Source organism: Paenibacillus sp. FSL R5-0766 (assembly GCF_037971845.1).
In the GTDB taxonomy this organism is placed as follows: domain Bacteria; phylum Bacillota; class Bacilli; order Paenibacillales; family Paenibacillaceae; genus Paenibacillus.
This window is the reverse complement of sequence record NZ_CP150227.1, coordinates 397,872-413,062: the sequence shown is the minus strand read 5'-3', so window position 1 is coordinate 413,062 and position 15,191 is coordinate 397,872. Positions and strand designations below refer to the sequence as shown.

General features: G+C 48.7%; 13 protein-coding genes. 6 read left to right on the top strand and 7 right to left on the bottom strand.

Features of this window, described 5'->3' with window-relative positions:
- The first annotated feature begins 10 nt into the window (after positions 1–10).
- The 5 genes from MKY66_RS01955 to MKY66_RS01935 all read left to right on the top strand — a co-directional run bounded on the left by MKY66_RS01955 (position 11) and on the right by MKY66_RS01935 (position 3,682).
- A complete protein-coding gene (locus MKY66_RS01955) occupies positions 11–661 on the top strand; it encodes a response regulator transcription factor (RefSeq protein ID WP_017691068.1) in 651 nt (216 codons plus the stop codon).
- Positions 654–1,769: a PAS domain-containing protein gene (locus tag MKY66_RS01950; protein WP_076216555.1), complete on the top strand. Its 1,116-nt coding sequence runs from the start codon at positions 654–656 to the stop codon at positions 1,767–1,769. Before MKY66_RS01955 ends, MKY66_RS01950 begins: the two co-directional genes overlap by 8 nt.
- Before the next feature lie 270 nt (positions 1,770–2,039).
- Complete coding sequence (locus MKY66_RS01945) at positions 2,040–2,534, top strand: Lrp/AsnC family transcriptional regulator (protein ID WP_036616550.1); 495 nt, start codon at positions 2,040–2,042, stop codon at positions 2,532–2,534.
- 12 nt (positions 2,535–2,546) lie between these two features.
- On the top strand, positions 2,547–3,134 hold the full coding sequence (locus MKY66_RS01940) for a chromate transporter (RefSeq protein WP_076216557.1): 588 nt from the start codon (positions 2,547–2,549) through the stop codon (positions 3,132–3,134).
- 2 nt (positions 3,135–3,136) lie between these two features.
- On the top strand, positions 3,137–3,682 hold the full coding sequence (locus MKY66_RS01935; RefSeq protein WP_017691072.1) for a chromate transporter: 546 nt from the start codon (positions 3,137–3,139) through the stop codon (positions 3,680–3,682).
- Between the two features lie 189 nt (positions 3,683–3,871).
- On the opposite strand, the gene MKY66_RS01930 is transcribed toward MKY66_RS01935, so the two are convergent.
- The gene (locus MKY66_RS01930; RefSeq protein ID WP_339806750.1) at positions 3,872–6,247 is read right to left on the bottom strand and encodes an Ig-like domain-containing protein; all 2,376 of its coding nucleotides are present in this window, start codon (positions 6,245–6,247) and stop codon (positions 3,872–3,874) included.
- Between the two features lie 208 nt (positions 6,248–6,455).
- Between MKY66_RS01930 and MKY66_RS01925 the strand changes: the two genes are divergently transcribed.
- Positions 6,456–7,061 (top strand): class I SAM-dependent methyltransferase, encoded by a 606-nt coding sequence (locus tag MKY66_RS01925; RefSeq protein WP_036616541.1) that lies wholly within the window; start codon positions 6,456–6,458, stop codon positions 7,059–7,061.
- Between the two features lie 345 nt (positions 7,062–7,406).
- On the opposite strand, the gene MKY66_RS01920 is transcribed toward MKY66_RS01925, so the two are convergent.
- The 6 genes from MKY66_RS01920 to MKY66_RS01895 form a co-directional block, all read right to left on the bottom strand.
- Positions 7,407–8,543 carry a glycoside hydrolase family 88 protein gene (locus MKY66_RS01920; RefSeq protein WP_076216561.1) on the bottom strand — a complete coding sequence of 379 codons (1,137 nt, stop codon included), beginning with the start codon at positions 8,541–8,543 and terminating at the stop codon, positions 7,407–7,409.
- A gap of 200 nt (positions 8,544–8,743) precedes the next feature.
- The gene (locus MKY66_RS01915; protein WP_076216563.1) at positions 8,744–10,696 is read right to left on the bottom strand and encodes a glycosyl hydrolase; all 1,953 of its coding nucleotides are present in this window, start codon (positions 10,694–10,696) and stop codon (positions 8,744–8,746) included.
- The gene (locus tag MKY66_RS01910) at positions 10,689–12,590 is read right to left on the bottom strand and encodes a heparinase II/III family protein (RefSeq protein ID WP_339806747.1); all 1,902 of its coding nucleotides are present in this window, start codon (positions 12,588–12,590) and stop codon (positions 10,689–10,691) included. The genes MKY66_RS01915 and MKY66_RS01910 overlap by 8 nt, the downstream gene beginning before the upstream one ends.
- A gap of 393 nt (positions 12,591–12,983) precedes the next feature.
- Positions 12,984–13,640 (bottom strand): SGNH/GDSL hydrolase family protein, encoded by a 657-nt coding sequence (locus tag MKY66_RS01905; RefSeq protein ID WP_076216567.1) that lies wholly within the window; start codon positions 13,638–13,640, stop codon positions 12,984–12,986.
- Positions 13,641–13,773: 133 nt separating this feature from the next.
- The gene (locus MKY66_RS01900) at positions 13,774–14,103 is read right to left on the bottom strand and encodes an AzlD domain-containing protein (RefSeq protein WP_047840428.1); all 330 of its coding nucleotides are present in this window, start codon (positions 14,101–14,103) and stop codon (positions 13,774–13,776) included.
- The gene (locus MKY66_RS01895; RefSeq protein ID WP_076216614.1) at positions 14,094–14,798 is read right to left on the bottom strand and encodes an AzlC family ABC transporter permease; all 705 of its coding nucleotides are present in this window, start codon (positions 14,796–14,798) and stop codon (positions 14,094–14,096) included. The genes MKY66_RS01900 and MKY66_RS01895 overlap by 10 nt, the downstream gene beginning before the upstream one ends.
- Between the last annotated feature and the right edge of the window lie 393 nt (positions 14,799–15,191).

The following is a 15,191-nucleotide window of genomic DNA, read 5'->3' as shown; positions in this document are numbered from 1 at the left end:
GGGAAATCATGTGATTCAACTATTAGTTGTAGACGACCATGTTGTCGTACGTTCCGGGCTGATCGCCTTACTTGAAGGAAAGAATGATATACATATCGTTGGAGATGCCGCAGATGGCGATGAAGCCATTGCCAAGGCTCAAGAGTTGAAACCAGATGTGGTCTTGATGGATTTCAGCATGCCGCCAGGCAAAGACGGTCTGACCGCTACCGCTGAATTGAAGAAATTGATGCCGGATGTCTCCATTTTGATACTAACCATGCATGACGATGAAGAATATCTGTTCCGCGCCATCCATGCAGGAGCATCCGGGTATATCCTCAAAAGTGCGCCGCATGAAGAATTGCTTGCTGCGATTCGTTCCGTAGCAGAGGGTAGCGCCTATCTGTACCCCAGTGCAACCAAGCGGCTGATGAGTGAATACCTGGACAAAGCCAAACAGGAAAACGCTGGACCGTATGACACGTTATCCGAGCGGGAGAAAGAGATTTTGTCCTGGATCGCCAAAGGATACGCCAACAAGGAAATCGCCGAACATCTGATCATCAGTGTCAAAACGGTCGAATCCCACAAAAGCAATCTGATGGAGAAACTTGGCCTGCGTACACGACCGGAACTGGTGAAGTTTGCCATGAAAAAGGGGTTGCTGAACTTTGAGTAGTGCACGCAAGAACAGATTAAGTGGACTCGCAGACCAGCCTGTACGCCTCCTGCTGAACGAAATCGATAATCACATTACAGATGATGAATTCCGCAGCAGGTTGAAGGGTTCCCTGCATCAACTAAGTGATCTGAAGTTTGCTCTGGATGAGTCCTCTATTGTTGCCCTCACGGACCGCAAAGGGAAAATCCAATATGTGAATGATAAATTCTGTGAAATCTCGCAGTATGAGCGCGAGGAACTGATTGGTAAGGATCACCGAATCATTAATTCTGGATACCATGGCAAAAACTTTATGAAAAACCTGTGGGACACGATATCTTCAGGTAAGGTATGGAACGGGGAGATTCGTAATCGGGCCAGAGACGGCAGTTATTATTGGGTCAACACCACCATCGTGCCTTTCCTTGATAACGACGGCGAGCCATATCAATATCTGGCTGTACGTAGTGAGGTAACCAAGCTGAAATCTGTCGAAGGCGAATTGCAAAAGATGATGTCCCAAGTGATGAACATTCAGGAAGAGGAACGACGCCGGATCTCGCGTGAACTGCATGACGGGATTGGACAGAGTCTCTTCTCTCTGGTGATCCAGATGGACCGGCTACTGGCAGATCAGCCTCAACCGGGCGTCGAAGCACTCCGGAAACAGGTCACGGGCATCATGGAAGATGTACGTGGTATGGCATGGGAGCTGAGGCCATCCGTTCTGGATGACCTGGGTGTTGTTCCGGCGATTCGTACGTATATCGAGAATTACACCCGTCACTACGGGATCGAAGTTGATCTGGAATGTAATTTGCGCAAACGATTGGAAATGAACCGGGAGATAGCCATCTACCGGATTATTCAGGAAGCCTTAACCAATGTCGCAAAGTATGCCGATGTTGCCGAGGCACGTGTTACTATAGAAGACGCTGAGGACATGACGATGGTTATTATTGAAGACCAGGGTGCCGGATTTAGCGAAGCAACCGCTGGTAATGGTGTTGGATTGTTCAGTATGGAAGAGCGTGCTCGTGGCGCAGGGGGAACGTTAAGAGTGTCTTCCGAGCCTGGCGAAGGGACAACCGTTACCCTTTTACTGCCCAAGACAGCACAGGGATAACCGGACATGCTTCGTATCACACTTTGCGCTTTACTCCAGCTTATCTATTATTTAACGGCTGCTCGCTATTGGACTGTGCGAGTGGTCTTTTTATTTCCAATTGGTCAAAATGACAAAATGAAGGCTCAAAATCGGTTAAATTCAATAATCATGATAAATAGATTGACTCCAGTTACGATTCGTCATTAAACTATGAATGCCACATACACATTGTATATTTAGTAAAATTTTATTGTTCATTTCATATAGCGAAGGAAAAGGATGGTCAACATGTCAGAGAAACGCTCCTCCAAAGGAGGAGAAATTCCGCAAATGTACAATCTGGACGAGATGGATCGCAAAATCATCGCCGCGCTTCACCACAACAGCCGGATATCCTATACGGACCTGGGTACACAGATCGGGTTGTCACGTGTGGCCGTTCAGGCGCGCATTAATGCGTTATCCGAAAAAGGAATCATCGAACGCTTCACCGTTGTGATCAACCCTGGCAAAGTTGGGCTTCAGGTCTCGGCTTTTTTCAATGTCGATGTTGAACCGCCCTTCCTGGATGAAGTCGCTGAGAAACTGGATGAAGAGCCAGCCGTCACCAGCCTTTATCATATGACAGGCCCAAGTACCCTGCACATGCACGGTATTTTTGCGGATATGGAAGAGATGGAGCAGTTCTTGCTGGAGAAGCTCTATAAGATGCCGGGTATCGTCAAAGTCGAATCACAGCTGTTGTTGAAACGCTATAAAAGCCGGATGGGCATGAGACTCTAGGAGGAAATCAGCATGGGTTGGAAAGATTACAAAGGTCTCGTGATCGGAATGGTACGAACCGGAATTCTCGGATACGGCGGTGGTCCTTCGGTTATCCCGTTGATCCGTTACGAAGCCGTTACACGTTACAAGTGGGTGAGTGATGAGGAGTTCGGCGAGATTTTGGCTATCGCCAATGCCCTGCCGGGTCCCATCGCGACCAAGATGGCTGCATATCTCGGTTATAAAACGAAAGGTGTGCTGGGCGCGATTGTGTCCGTACTCGCTCATATTTTGCCGACAAGTATTGCCATTATTGCTCTGCTCGGTTCCATGTATGCGCTACGCGAGTCGAAAGTGGTAGCAGGCATGGTAGCCGCCGTGCGGCCGGTCATTTTTGTCATGCTGGGCATGATGGCTTATGAATTTGCCATGAAAGCCTGGAAGGGACTCGGTAAAGTTTTTGCCGCCCTATTCGGCGTAATTGCCTTTGTACTATTGCAGCTGCTGGATATCCATCCAGGGATTGTGATCGCGGTTTTCCTGGGATATGGTGTCTTCCATCTGGATCTGGTTCAGCGCTTCAAGTCCAAAGGCGAGTCCGATAAGGGGGTGTCCTAAGGATGCTCCAGACCTGGTGGGAATTATTTTGGGGATTTTTCGTAGCGAACATCTTGGGATATGGGGGCGGTCCGGCTTCCATTCCGCTTATGCAGGAAGAGATTGTGAACCATTACCAATGGATGACCACAGAGCAATTCGGTGATGTACTGGCGATTGGTAACGCCCTTCCCGGCCCGATTGCAACCAAAATTGCTGCATTTGTCGGGTATCACGTGGCAGGCTGGTTTGGGGCATTTATCGCAAGTTTTGCCACAATCGTACCTTCCGCAACCGCACTAATTATATTACTTCGTCTGTTGAACAAACATCGCACGTCACCAAAAGTCAAAGGCATGACCCTACTCGTGCAGCCTGTTATCGCCGTACTCATGATTCTGCTTACATGGGAATTTGGGCAGCTATCCACTGATTCCATCGGCATCTGGCAGACGTTGATCATAGCAGGCATCTCGCTCTGGGTCATGACCAAGACCAAGCTGCATCCGGCCATTCTGATCGTGATCGCTTTTGCCTATGGTGCGCTGGTATTGTCTCACACGATGTAGTTATACAAACATACAGGGAACGTCACAGAATCTCTTGGATATACATCTGTAATAAAGTGGTGTATGCAAGGGTTCTGGACGTTTCTTTTTTTAGATTAGGTTATATACAAAAAAAACGGTGATACCCGCTATTAAGCTGGGCATCACCGTTTTTATTTACGCATTTCACACTCACATTTGGAAAAGCAATTACTTCGCTTCAACCACTACCGTTACTTTGGTTTTCACACCTGCAAATGTCACCGTAATTGTTGCCTTACCTTTGCCGTTCGCCTGAATAATACCATCTTTCACCGATGCTGTTGCAATACGGGAAGATTTCCAGAGAGCCGGTTTGGATACATTAGCTTCACTGCCATCGGCATACGTTGCAGTTGCAGCCACGGTTACCTTTTCACCAGGTTTCATGGTCAACGTTACTTTATCCGTCTGCAAATATTTCAGTGTATCCACCTCTACAGCAATCGTTACAGACTTGCTACCGTATTTGGCTGTGATTTTGGCTTTACCTGAACCTGTAGCTTTGACTTTACCTTTGGTCACTTGAGCTACTTTGTAGCTGTTCGTTTTCCATTCAGCTTTGTCAGAAACATCACGCTCGCTACCGTCGCTCAAGATAGCCGTTACCGTCAGATCAGCTGTATCGCCTGATTTCAGGGAAATAGCTGGCTCGGAAGCTTCAATACGTGAGATGACATCCACTTCAACCTGAATGGTCACTTTTTTGGAGCCGTATTCGGCTGTGATGTTGGCTTTACCACTGCTGTTACCTGTGATCACACCTTTTTTCACATCCGCTACACGTGCATTGCTGGATTTCCAGGTTGCTTCGGATGTTACATCCAACGTGTTGCCGTCCTCATCCGTACCTGTTAGAAGGATCGTCTGAGTTTCTTTGGCAGACAGAACAACAAAATTCACATCTGCTTCCAGTCCACTAGCCATACCTACTTCAACAGGTAGAGTCAGTGTTTTGCCTTCAATCTTCGCTGTGATGGTTGCCTTACCTGTGGCAACACCTGTGATAACCCCGTTGCTATCTACCTCAGCGATTTTGTCGCTACTGCTGCTCCAGGTTGCATCTTCGGATACATCTTTGGATGTTTCACCATACAACGCCAGCACTTTGGCCGAAGTCGTTCCACCAACGGCTACCGATGCTTTTTTCTTATCCATCTCATACTTGTCTGCTACGTCTACATTCACTGTGAATTTAACCGTTTTACCACCATAAGCTACAGTGATCGTAGCCGTACCGGATTTGTATGCGATCAGATCGCCGTTGGATACATATACAACATCTGCATTGCTTGAAGTCCATGTTGCTTTGGAAGTTACATTCTCCGTACTCGCATCGATATATTCGGCATTAGCTACCAATGTCTTGGACTTGTTATCACCCGTAACACTCATGGCGAGTTTGTCATTTACATCTTTGATATCCAAATATCTTGCCGTATCTACATCCACAGCAACTTCTACGGTTTTGCCACTGTAAGTGGCTTTGATCGTTGTTGAACCTGCGCTAATGGCTGTGATCTGTCCCTTGAATACCGTTGCAACCTTCTCGTTGCTGGATGTCCATGTTGCTTGATCCGTTACATTCACATCGCTACTGTTTGGATAAGAAGCCGTTACAACGACATTAGCCGTTTTGGATGTCTCGCTCAAACGGAAGAAAATACTTTGTTTCTCCACACTCAGCTTGCTGGTCAGATCTACATCCACGTCAACGGAAACTGATTTCGTACCGTATTTGGCTGTGATCTTGGCAGAACCTGCAGAGTAACCTGTAATTTCGCCTTTGAGCACGTCTGCGACCTTCTCATTGCTGGATGTCCACTCCGCCAGATCGGTTACATCTTTGGTTGTGCCATCTGGGTACGTAGCCGTCACTTTCACACTTTCACTTTTATTCAACAACAGATTAACTTGCTGTTTATCTACATCTACACGTTTAACCACTTCAACGTTAACATCCACCGTCACGCTTTGGCTGCCAACTTTCGCAGTAATAACTGCCGTACCCGCGCTTTGTCCAGTTACTTTACCATTCACAACGGTAGCAACCTTCTCATCACTGGTAGACCATTCTGCAGTCTCGGATGCCTTTTCACTTGTGGTATTGTCACTATATGTTGCTGTCAAAACGATATCTTTCGTATCTCCCGTGCGCAAATCCAGACTTTGCACGTTTTTCGAAAGGGCTTTGACCTTCTTCGTTACTTTCACTTGAACGGTCTGAGTTTGGCCCTGATACGCTGCGGTAATCGTTGCTGTACCTTCCTTTTTGGCTGTAATTGCGCCATTATATACAGTTGCTATCGAAGTATCACTGGTACTCCAGGATGAACTGATCGTTACGTTTGTCGATGTATTATCAGAATATACACCTGTCACTGTAACGGAACTGGAATCACCAACTTCGAGCGACATTTCATTCTTGGAAACCACAATTTTGGACAGTTCTTTGTCTGCCGCAGCGGCCAAGCCTACGTTGGAAATACTCAGCATCAACACCAGCATCATCACCATGTACTTGGTCAATCTTGGCTTTAACATCATTTCCCCCCGATTATCATCATTTTTTTCCTTATGTTTTATGTCGGCAAGTTCTTTCCAGATGTTTAGACTTTCAGGAAATTTTCAGGGAATTCTATGGAAATTAATTTATCTTCTATTCCTGTTTCAACCGATCATACCCGCGAATATTGCGCATACCTATGTATATTGACTGTCTTGAACTTCTTTTAACAGGATTGGAGGAAACATAATGCATCAGCCTTTTGATTACATCGGGTATTGGGAGGAAACATATCGTTCGGGTGAAACTTCTGGCAGGGGTTCATACGGGGTTTTGGCTGAATTCAAGGCCGAGGTCGTGAACGGACTGATTCAACGTGAAGGGATTCATCGTGTCATTGAGTTTGGATGTGGGGATGGCAACCAGTTGCAATACATGAATTATGAGGACTACCTCGGCGTGGATGTAGCGGCTTCTTCAGTAAAACGTTGTGCATCCCAATTTGCCAAGGATTCTTCCAAGAGTTTCATGCTGTATACACCAGGCCTATGGATTAACCGAGGTTTCCTGCAAGCCGATCTGACGGTCTGTCTGGATGTGTTATATCACATCACCGATGAAACAGATTTTCGGAACACCCTCTATGATATTCTGCACTCCTCAACAGCATGGGTGGTGCTTTACACCCGTTTGAAAGAAAACGGCAACCCGGGGATTGATACAATCCAGGACCGTAATCTGTTCGAATATCTCTTCGACTACCCTGATTTCAAAGTTCATGAGATTATTCCGCAGCGCTATCCAGATCAATCTTCTGCCGACTTTGTCATCCTGAGACGCACGCCTTCGAAGTGAAAATCGATTCTTTCAGTAAAGCATAGCTAAGTCTGCACCCCAACTGGACCCATAAGAATGAATATTCAACCGTAAGGAATGAGATATTCATATGTTAGGTTCTTCATTCGTCTTCCTTTACTTATGTACATCATCTGCCTGTCCGCCGCACTTGACTCGTCTATTTCAAGATTACCCTTAGGTGTGCTCTGCCTCCAATAGAAGGGATATTGTTCCTAATACTGGAGACAGCCGCACGCGGACAGGTGATGATGGTTTGCTAACAACTCAAAGGCTCATAACACTAGACCTTACTAATCCGTTCTCAACCTCAGTTCCTCTTGTGCATAGTTCTCAATTCTTCTTTTAAAATAACCCCGCATGTCCACGCAGCTTCGCCAGCGCTTCCATATAGAAATAATCGCCGTATATAATCGGCACATTCAACCCTCGCCCTTCCGGGTAATGCACCGTTCCCTGCATGATCAGACCTTCTTCCGCTGCCGAATCGCCGGAGCTATAGTGCTCATGCAAGCCGCGGACAATACGCTCTCCCGCGGCAGCATAGGTTTCCCCGCGTGGCGACAGCTTCGCCAGCTCAAGCAACCCGCTCGCGGCAATCGCCGCAGCGGACGAGTCCCACGCCACCTGATGTTCCGCAGGTGCGCGGAAATCCCACACCGGCACGATCTCTTCGCCAAGCATGGCGAGGAAGAAATCGGCCGCACGCTCCGCTGTCTCCAGATATCGGGCTTCGCCCGTATACCGGAAAGACAGCGCAAACCCGTGCAGCGCCCAGGCGGTACCCCGCGCCCAGGCGGAACCTGGAGCATGGCCCTGTCCGCCATGCTCTCGCAACTTCTGCCCCGTGTGTGGATCAAACTCCACCACGTGGCAGATGGACCCGTCAGCGCGGATGAATTCGCGCGCCACGGTGTCCGCATGTGCTTCCGCCAGCCAGCGGAAGCGAGGGTCGCCGCTCTGCTCGGATGCCCAGTAGAGCAGCGGCAGGTTCATCATGCTGTCAATGATGGCTACGCCGCGCGTATCCATTGCTGACGAGCTGAAATTCCAGGCGCGGATGAACTCACCGCGCACGTGGAAGCGGGCAGCGAGCAGGTTGGCGGCAAGCATGCCACGCCGCCGTCCATCCATGCTGCCCGTCTGGCGGTAGTTGGCTACGCCACTAAGCAGCCAGATGAACCCCAGATCGTGATCCACCGATTCGGGATCACGCAGACAACCTTCCAGTTGCCGCTCACAGCTTTCGGCAATGCGATGTAGCGAAGCCGCCGCTTCACTTTCAGGAGCATCCCCATAGACAAGCCATAACAATCCAGGCCAGAAACCTGCTGTCCACCATTCCGGATCATTCCGATCATACGTCCCCTGCGGGGCAATGTGTGGAAATGTATCCTTGATCCGCTTTGCATTCCGAATCGTTTTGGCAGCTCCCTGTTGCCACGCTTCCTCGAGCCATTTTACCGACGTTGATGTGTTCATGAACATATCCCTCCTCGATTCAATACCAGACATCTATGCTTGATGCTCCAGCTCATCCCCAACTTATCTATAGCGTCGTATGCCGCAACTGCAATAGCTATCCGTTAAATATCACTAATCATCCACGAATAACACTTTTAACTATGCTTCGAGCTGTTTTGAGATGTTTGGAGATCTAATGATCCTCAACCTGAACACCTTCAGTTAACCTCGCCCAAGCGGATCGTAAATGCCAGACTACGTGCTCCATTCACTTCAATCCGCGCTTCCTTCAGCAACCCATTACGTGAAGCCACAGCCTGTTCCTCCAGATGAATTATGGCTCCCTGATCCAGCGCTGTAGATTCTACATAGGCCCCCCGATACTCCGTTCGCACGTTTTGATCCGTGTGGGTAATCACAGCCTGTTCACGGCCATCATGGAAAATCAACGGAATGAGTGCACCTGCTGCCGCAATCTCACCTTCGAATTCATACGTTATAGTCAGCAAGTCTGCCTGTTGCACATAATGAGTACGCAATGTTTCAATTCCGGGTAATGGACCGACCCATGTCACGGCAAAAGAATTCTCCAAAGAATTCACACCATCTTCTGACACTTTTTCCGCCAGATGCTGCTCCACTTGATTCCGGGTGTCATGGTCCACCTTCTCGTACACAATGGAACCTCCTCCCTGTGCAGGGTCCAATCCAACATCCCGATCATATGCCCCAACAGATGGAATGCCCTCTGCAAGGCTATGCCATACTCCATCTGGTGTCTTCCAGGCAGGACAGTAGCTGAGCGGACGAACCGCCCCTTCAGCAAATTCCGTGAATCCGGCCTGCACATGGCTGGCGGCGGACGGACCAATCAGACCAGGTAACCCCGTCTGCTGAATCCGTACCAAACCAGGGATCGTATACGGGTCATTCATCGCCGTGTGTAATACCAGTTGCTGATCAGGTACGGAGGCAATCACGGTTTCGAACCACCCATCCGTCTGCAAAACCCTGCTGCCCACCTCGGAAGGAAGGTACACTTCGCCCACATCGTCTCCCGGATCACTGAGACAAGCGTGGGCCAGCGCTGCTGCCGTCCACAGGTTGTAACAGGTATGGTTGGTATAGATTTCATACCCGTGCCGATCTTCTGGCTTGTATTCATTGCGCACAATTTTCAAGCGTCCATCATCCATCTTCCAGCGCTCAACAGCAGCAAAACACCGATTGGCCGCACGTGCAAAAGCACCCGCCATCACCGGATCTCCCACCTCCAGAGCCTGCGTTGCATGTGTAGAACATACATAAGCCGCCGCCGCTTCATTCCACTGATGCTGGGAGCTGCGACCACGCGGCGGAATCTCACCTAGCGGCGAGAGTGTCAGTAACGAGCTGAAGGCACCATGGCGCAACTGCTCACGTAACGTATCGGCAGTGGTTCCCTCGTAACCAGCTTCAAGCATCACCCCAAGGTGATAACGGGTGGCAATATCATAGGAAAATGGACAATTTGGACGGTCCAGCGGTCCATCCTGATACAACCCAAGTGCCGTAAACCGGGGTAGATGATAGGCTTCCAGATAACGATCCATCCACGTTGTATCCTCACTTGCCAGCTGTTCACGCCACCGCAGGTATTCGCCAGAGATCATGATGGCGTTCCAGTTAATCATGCGATTGGGATTGTTCATCTTGCTCATCGTAAATACATAATCTTGTTCAGGATCGATCGTCTTGAGCGCCTCAGCCCAAATCTTCGCTTGTTCAGGCAGGTGTGACTTTAACACCATGTAAGCTCTCATCATGAGCACTGGATAAAAATCAGGATGATTGTCAGGTACGCTACCTTTCACCACGGCATCAATGCTCTGTGACAGAGCTGCCGCTGCGGAATCAAGCAGACCTGTACGCCCCGAGTCAACCAGAACTGCTGCAGCCATCGCATAGGCCGGTGTAGAATAATATCTTTCCACACCCGAGAACGGGTCGATAATTGCACCCTGGCTGTCCTGATATGGTGTGTAAGCGCGAACAACACTTTCAACAAGTGCCAACTTGCGCTCCCTATTCCAGCCGTCTGCCGGAGCAGGGCCCGCTTGTTCTGCCAATGTACGGTAACGTTCGAGTTCATCTTTCCATGGATACGTGGACGCAGATGTATATTTACTCACGCATGCTCACCTCGGTTTCTCCCATTTTCGGTTCAATAATGAAGCGCACCTCACATACCGTTTCAAGCGGATCAGAGCGTTCTATCCGAACATCCGTCTCATCAATCACACCTGTCCATGATAGTGACGTCCGATAGAATGTGACTGGAACATTGTCATGATCAACTGTGTCCACTGCCTCCGTAAAGACTTGCCACTGGTTCGCATCATACGTCATATGGACGGTTCCATGTACACCTTGCCAGCGAAGATTACCGCTCTTCACCACTTCAGGTTGTACTCTGCTCATCCAGCGCTCCACTACGCTCGAACATCCTGCATCTGAATCATCCACCGAAGAGAATCTTTCTGCCGAAGACACCATGCTGCTCTTCCATTGAAACCGATCAATCAGACGCAATTCCGATCCCTTCCTGCTACCACCAGAAGCCATCTTCCAATGAAGTTGGCGCGTATAACGAGCCAGTGAAGCTGCCCCAGAGTATGCGGATGTCAGATCCAATGTTGTATTCAGCTCACCGCCACCCTCTGCCAGCTTTGCCTCTAACACATGGGCTTGCGCTTGTCGGCCCGAACTTTGCTCCTGGCCTTCAATGAGCGGAACGTTATGCCCGGATGACGAGATGTGTAACAACTGCTCTCTACCTGGTGCAAAATACGCTTGGGTATACAACCCTGCTCCTGGATCACACAGAATATTCTCACCACCGCAATGGATAATGAACTGCCCCAGATCATTATGGTTGTGAGGTTCATCGTTATGTCCGCCTTTAACGGAAATAGCCACATGAAGGGGTGCGCCGTTCGCATGTTTTGTATCCGGAGAATCGAACGGTCCTTTTGCAATCATCCAGCCCAGATTTTGAAAAATAAATCCTCGTTCAGCCTGCCCAGGGGCACCTTCATCACCGTACACTGCCGGATCGCTCCACATCACGTTCCGCAGCATATGAGCCCAACGATGACAGGGATCATCGGTAAACAGTGGAATATGAAGCGGAAGATCTATCTGCAACCCAACCCGGGATGCAAGCAGGGAGATTAATCCGGAAGGGATCTCTTCCTGTTCGGAACTGTCCGAATAATTCACATATGTGCCGCCAGACAGATGAACTCGCAGCGGGAAGGCTGAGATAGCTGTTATTTTGGAACCCGTCAGCAGATCTAGTTCGCCCTCACTGTACTCACGAAGCATCTCGGCATAATAGGTGAAATAACCAAATCCATATACCCAATATCCAATGCCTTCGGCACAGCCGCCATCCTCTCCATAACCGCTCAGGAATGCGTTCATACAGCTGACCGTATGGGAGATCGATTCCTGTAGTGTGGACTCATCCTCGAGCAGCAACAATGCGGCCATGCCACAGCACCCACCACAGACCGCCGACCAGTTGTGATCCGCTGTCTGCCAGTGGAACTTCCGTTGCTCCCGGTAAAGCAGAGTGAAGATTCGCCGTTCTGCTTCAGAGCTGATCCGTTCTATGACAAGGCGATCCAGCCGCTCGGCGTGAATGGTCACAATCTCGGCCAGCATATGTACCGTCTCTGCAGCGAACAGATCGATGTTCCCATTCACCTGGTTGACCTCTCCCGTACCCAAATGCGCGGGCAAACACCACGTATACTCACCACACACGTCCCACAACATTTCTTCCAGCGCTTGCAGTGCATCCGGCCTAGCCTTGTCCAAGGCGAGCATCGCCGTAGCAGCAAGTCTGCCCCTTCGATCGAAATAAGCCTCTTCATAGGCTTTTCGCTCACCCCTATCGCTGAACTGTCGATATAGACGGAACGACAAGGAAGGCATGGGTGGTTCATTCAAGGCACGTTCACCGTAAGCCTTCAAGTCTGTGTATAACGTAGCCAATTCAGGCCGGGATAACTTCTCCAAGAGTCTGTCGGCACTTAAGGATCTCAATGCTCTGCTCTCAGTTCTCCGTTGGTTTATATTTTCATTTTCGACTTCGTGAATGGAATCTTCCACTGGATTCACCACTCTTCGTTAATGGATTGTCATACTCACATTATAATGTAATCGATTTCATTTTACCGGATATAATAGCACTTTTGAAGAATTATCCATTAGAATCCTTTCCACGACGTTACGTCTTCTCCTTCCTAACCAAAAAAAACGAAGAACCTTCGTCAGGTCCTCCGTTGTATTCGGCCTGTCACCACAGGCTTTTTATGGCTATCTCATCTTCTTAACTATCTTATGTCCTCAACTAATCCTGAATATCTTTAATGCTGCTGCCCATACCGCAACTGTCCGCTGTTGTTGTCGTTACACAATCGCAAGCGAAGAATTCTGTACAACAGACAACCATTGGCGTGCAATCAGCTCATGACCTGCTGCGGTTGGATGTACGCCATCCCACAACCAGTAGGCTGCATCCGCCTGCTTCAGAGCATCATTGAACGTTTGCTGCAATGGCACCCACACCGCTCCGAATTCTTCAGCAAGACCTTGGGCCAGTTTCTGATATTGACCGATATACTCTTCCCAGGCTTCCCATTTCTCCGCAGTCGCTCCAGTTCTCAGAATAAACGGCTCCATCAAAATCAGCCCCGTATCCGGCATTACTTCCCGAGTTTCTTCGAGCAAATGGCGATACGCCCGTCCGAAACGATCCGTTACCCCGCTAGGTTCACCATTCATCGTGCGCCAGGCATCATTAACCCCAATCAGGATGCTGATCAGGTCCGGTTTTAGACTAATGGTATCCTCATTCCAGCGTGCGTACAGGTCCGATGCCCGATCCCCGCTGATGCCTCTGTTATAGAAGGTCTTTTGCTTGCCCGCCAGTTCCATACCCAGTTTGCTGGAGATCAGATACGCATACCCGTGTCCGAGAAAATGATTTGGATCATCATTACGTGATCTTCCCCCATCTGTAATCGAGTCTCCCTGAAACAATATAACGGATGGACTTGTACTCATGATTGAAATCGTTCCTTCCTCTTGTGCAAAATGGAAACACTGAACACCTCAGTCTCCATTTTATCCCTTTCGGTCACAATAGAAAATAGCGTTTTCATCACTGAGTTTCGCCATCTTATGACTCTCCTAGCAATTATCCGATCCAATATCGCAGTATCATCATAGCCACAATACCGACCAATACGGTTCCAAGCAGACTGCGTGTCCAGATAGCTACTGCAATCGTAGGCAGGGAGGCCCACAGAGCTGCATTGTGCGTAATTGGAACTAACTGGTTGCCCGACATGAACAGTTCCTGACCAATCAGCGCTGCCATGACTGCTACGGGTACATACTCCAGCCAGCGTAATAACCACATCGGAATCTGTATCTTGCTGAACAGCATCAGTGGCAGTACACGCGGGATAAAAGTTAACAGCGCCGAACCCATAATAATCCAGAATACATCCCATCTTACTTCCATCGTTCCATGAACACTCCCATCGTTGCCGCAATGACCGCAGCCACAATGACACTCATGCTGCCAAGTGAAGCCATGCTGGCGAAGATTACACAGACCACGGCGATAATAGCCACATTAATGTGTTTTTTTTTGTTTTTGCGATGCACCAACTGGAGTACAACCAGTCCAATAAACATCGCTGGCAGGGCATAATCCAGACCCAGTCGTTCCGGGTTGGTGATCCAGCGTCCAAAGTACGCTCCCGCCATATTGGCTACGAACCAGTTCAGGTACGCGGTAATATTCAGACCGTGCATCCAGCGTTCACTAAGCCTTTCCCTGCCAATCGCACGTGTCATCGCCACGCCGAAAGACTCATCGGTAAGCAGTGAACCAATCCACATATTTTTAAGCGGGGTCAGATGCCGAAAATACGGTGATACAGCCGCACTGAGCAGCAAATGGCGAAGATTCACAAAAAATATGGTGAACATGATGGCTACTGCTGATCCATTCGATGCGAGCATGCCTGCTGCAATGAACTGAGCCGATCCTGCATATAAAATCAGGCTGAGCAGTGCTGTTTCCGCCAGACTCAGACCTGCGGTCATTTCAATGACACCCGCCGCAAAGCCAATACTTAAATAACCAAGCAGGGTTGGGATACAATCTTTGACCCCCTGCATGAATGTAGCCTGATCCTGGACCTCTTCCATGTTCTCCTGTCCAGATATCTGTAGTGTACTTTGGTCCAACTTCCTTACAACCCCTCTCCAATTTCAGTCCCCATAAACCGATATATATGGATGTAGATCCATCCAGGTCCACTCTTCATGAAAACAACTTCTTTGTGTATTCAACATGACCAGGTACATGCCTTATGGATTTCACATTTTGCAAAATTCACTTCACATTAATTCAGAAATATACCACAAGATGTGCACTAAGGGAGAGACAGATTACTTTTTATAGAACAGATCTAATCCTAAATACCTACAAAATCGAAAAATATTTTCGCGAAACTCATAAATTATGTTGAATAAACGCGAAATTTGTCATACGATAGCACCAGAAACTTCTGGAAAGGATGGAATGAAATATCTTTTACC

What these genes read in the sequence shown, in the direction of transcription:
- MKY66_RS01945 (WP_036616550.1), top strand. Translation starts at nt 2,040, where the DNA reads ATGTCAGAGAAACGCTCCTCCAAAGGAGGAGAAATTCCGCAAATGTAC.
- MKY66_RS01940 (WP_076216557.1), top strand. Translation starts at nt 2,547, where the DNA reads ATGGGTTGGAAAGATTACAAAGGTCTCGTGATCGGAATGGTACGAACC.
- MKY66_RS01935 (WP_017691072.1), top strand. Translation starts at nt 3,137, where the DNA reads ATGCTCCAGACCTGGTGGGAATTATTTTGGGGATTTTTCGTAGCGAAC.
- MKY66_RS01930 (WP_339806750.1), bottom strand. Translation starts at nt 6,247, where the DNA reads ATGATGTTAAAGCCAAGATTGACCAAGTACATGGTGATGATGCTGGTG.
- MKY66_RS01925 (WP_036616541.1), top strand. Translation starts at nt 6,456, where the DNA reads ATGCATCAGCCTTTTGATTACATCGGGTATTGGGAGGAAACATATCGT.
- MKY66_RS01920 (WP_076216561.1), bottom strand. Translation starts at nt 8,543, where the DNA reads ATGAACACATCAACGTCGGTAAAATGGCTCGAGGAAGCGTGGCAACAG.
- MKY66_RS01905 (WP_076216567.1), bottom strand. Translation starts at nt 13,640, where the DNA reads ATGAGTACAAGTCCATCCGTTATATTGTTTCAGGGAGACTCGATTACA.
- MKY66_RS01900 (WP_047840428.1), bottom strand. Translation starts at nt 14,103, where the DNA reads ATGGAAGTAAGATGGGATGTATTCTGGATTATTATGGGTTCGGCGCTG.
- MKY66_RS01895 (WP_076216614.1), bottom strand. Translation starts at nt 14,798, where the DNA reads ATGGAAGAGGTCCAGGATCAGGCTACATTCATGCAGGGGGTCAAAGAT.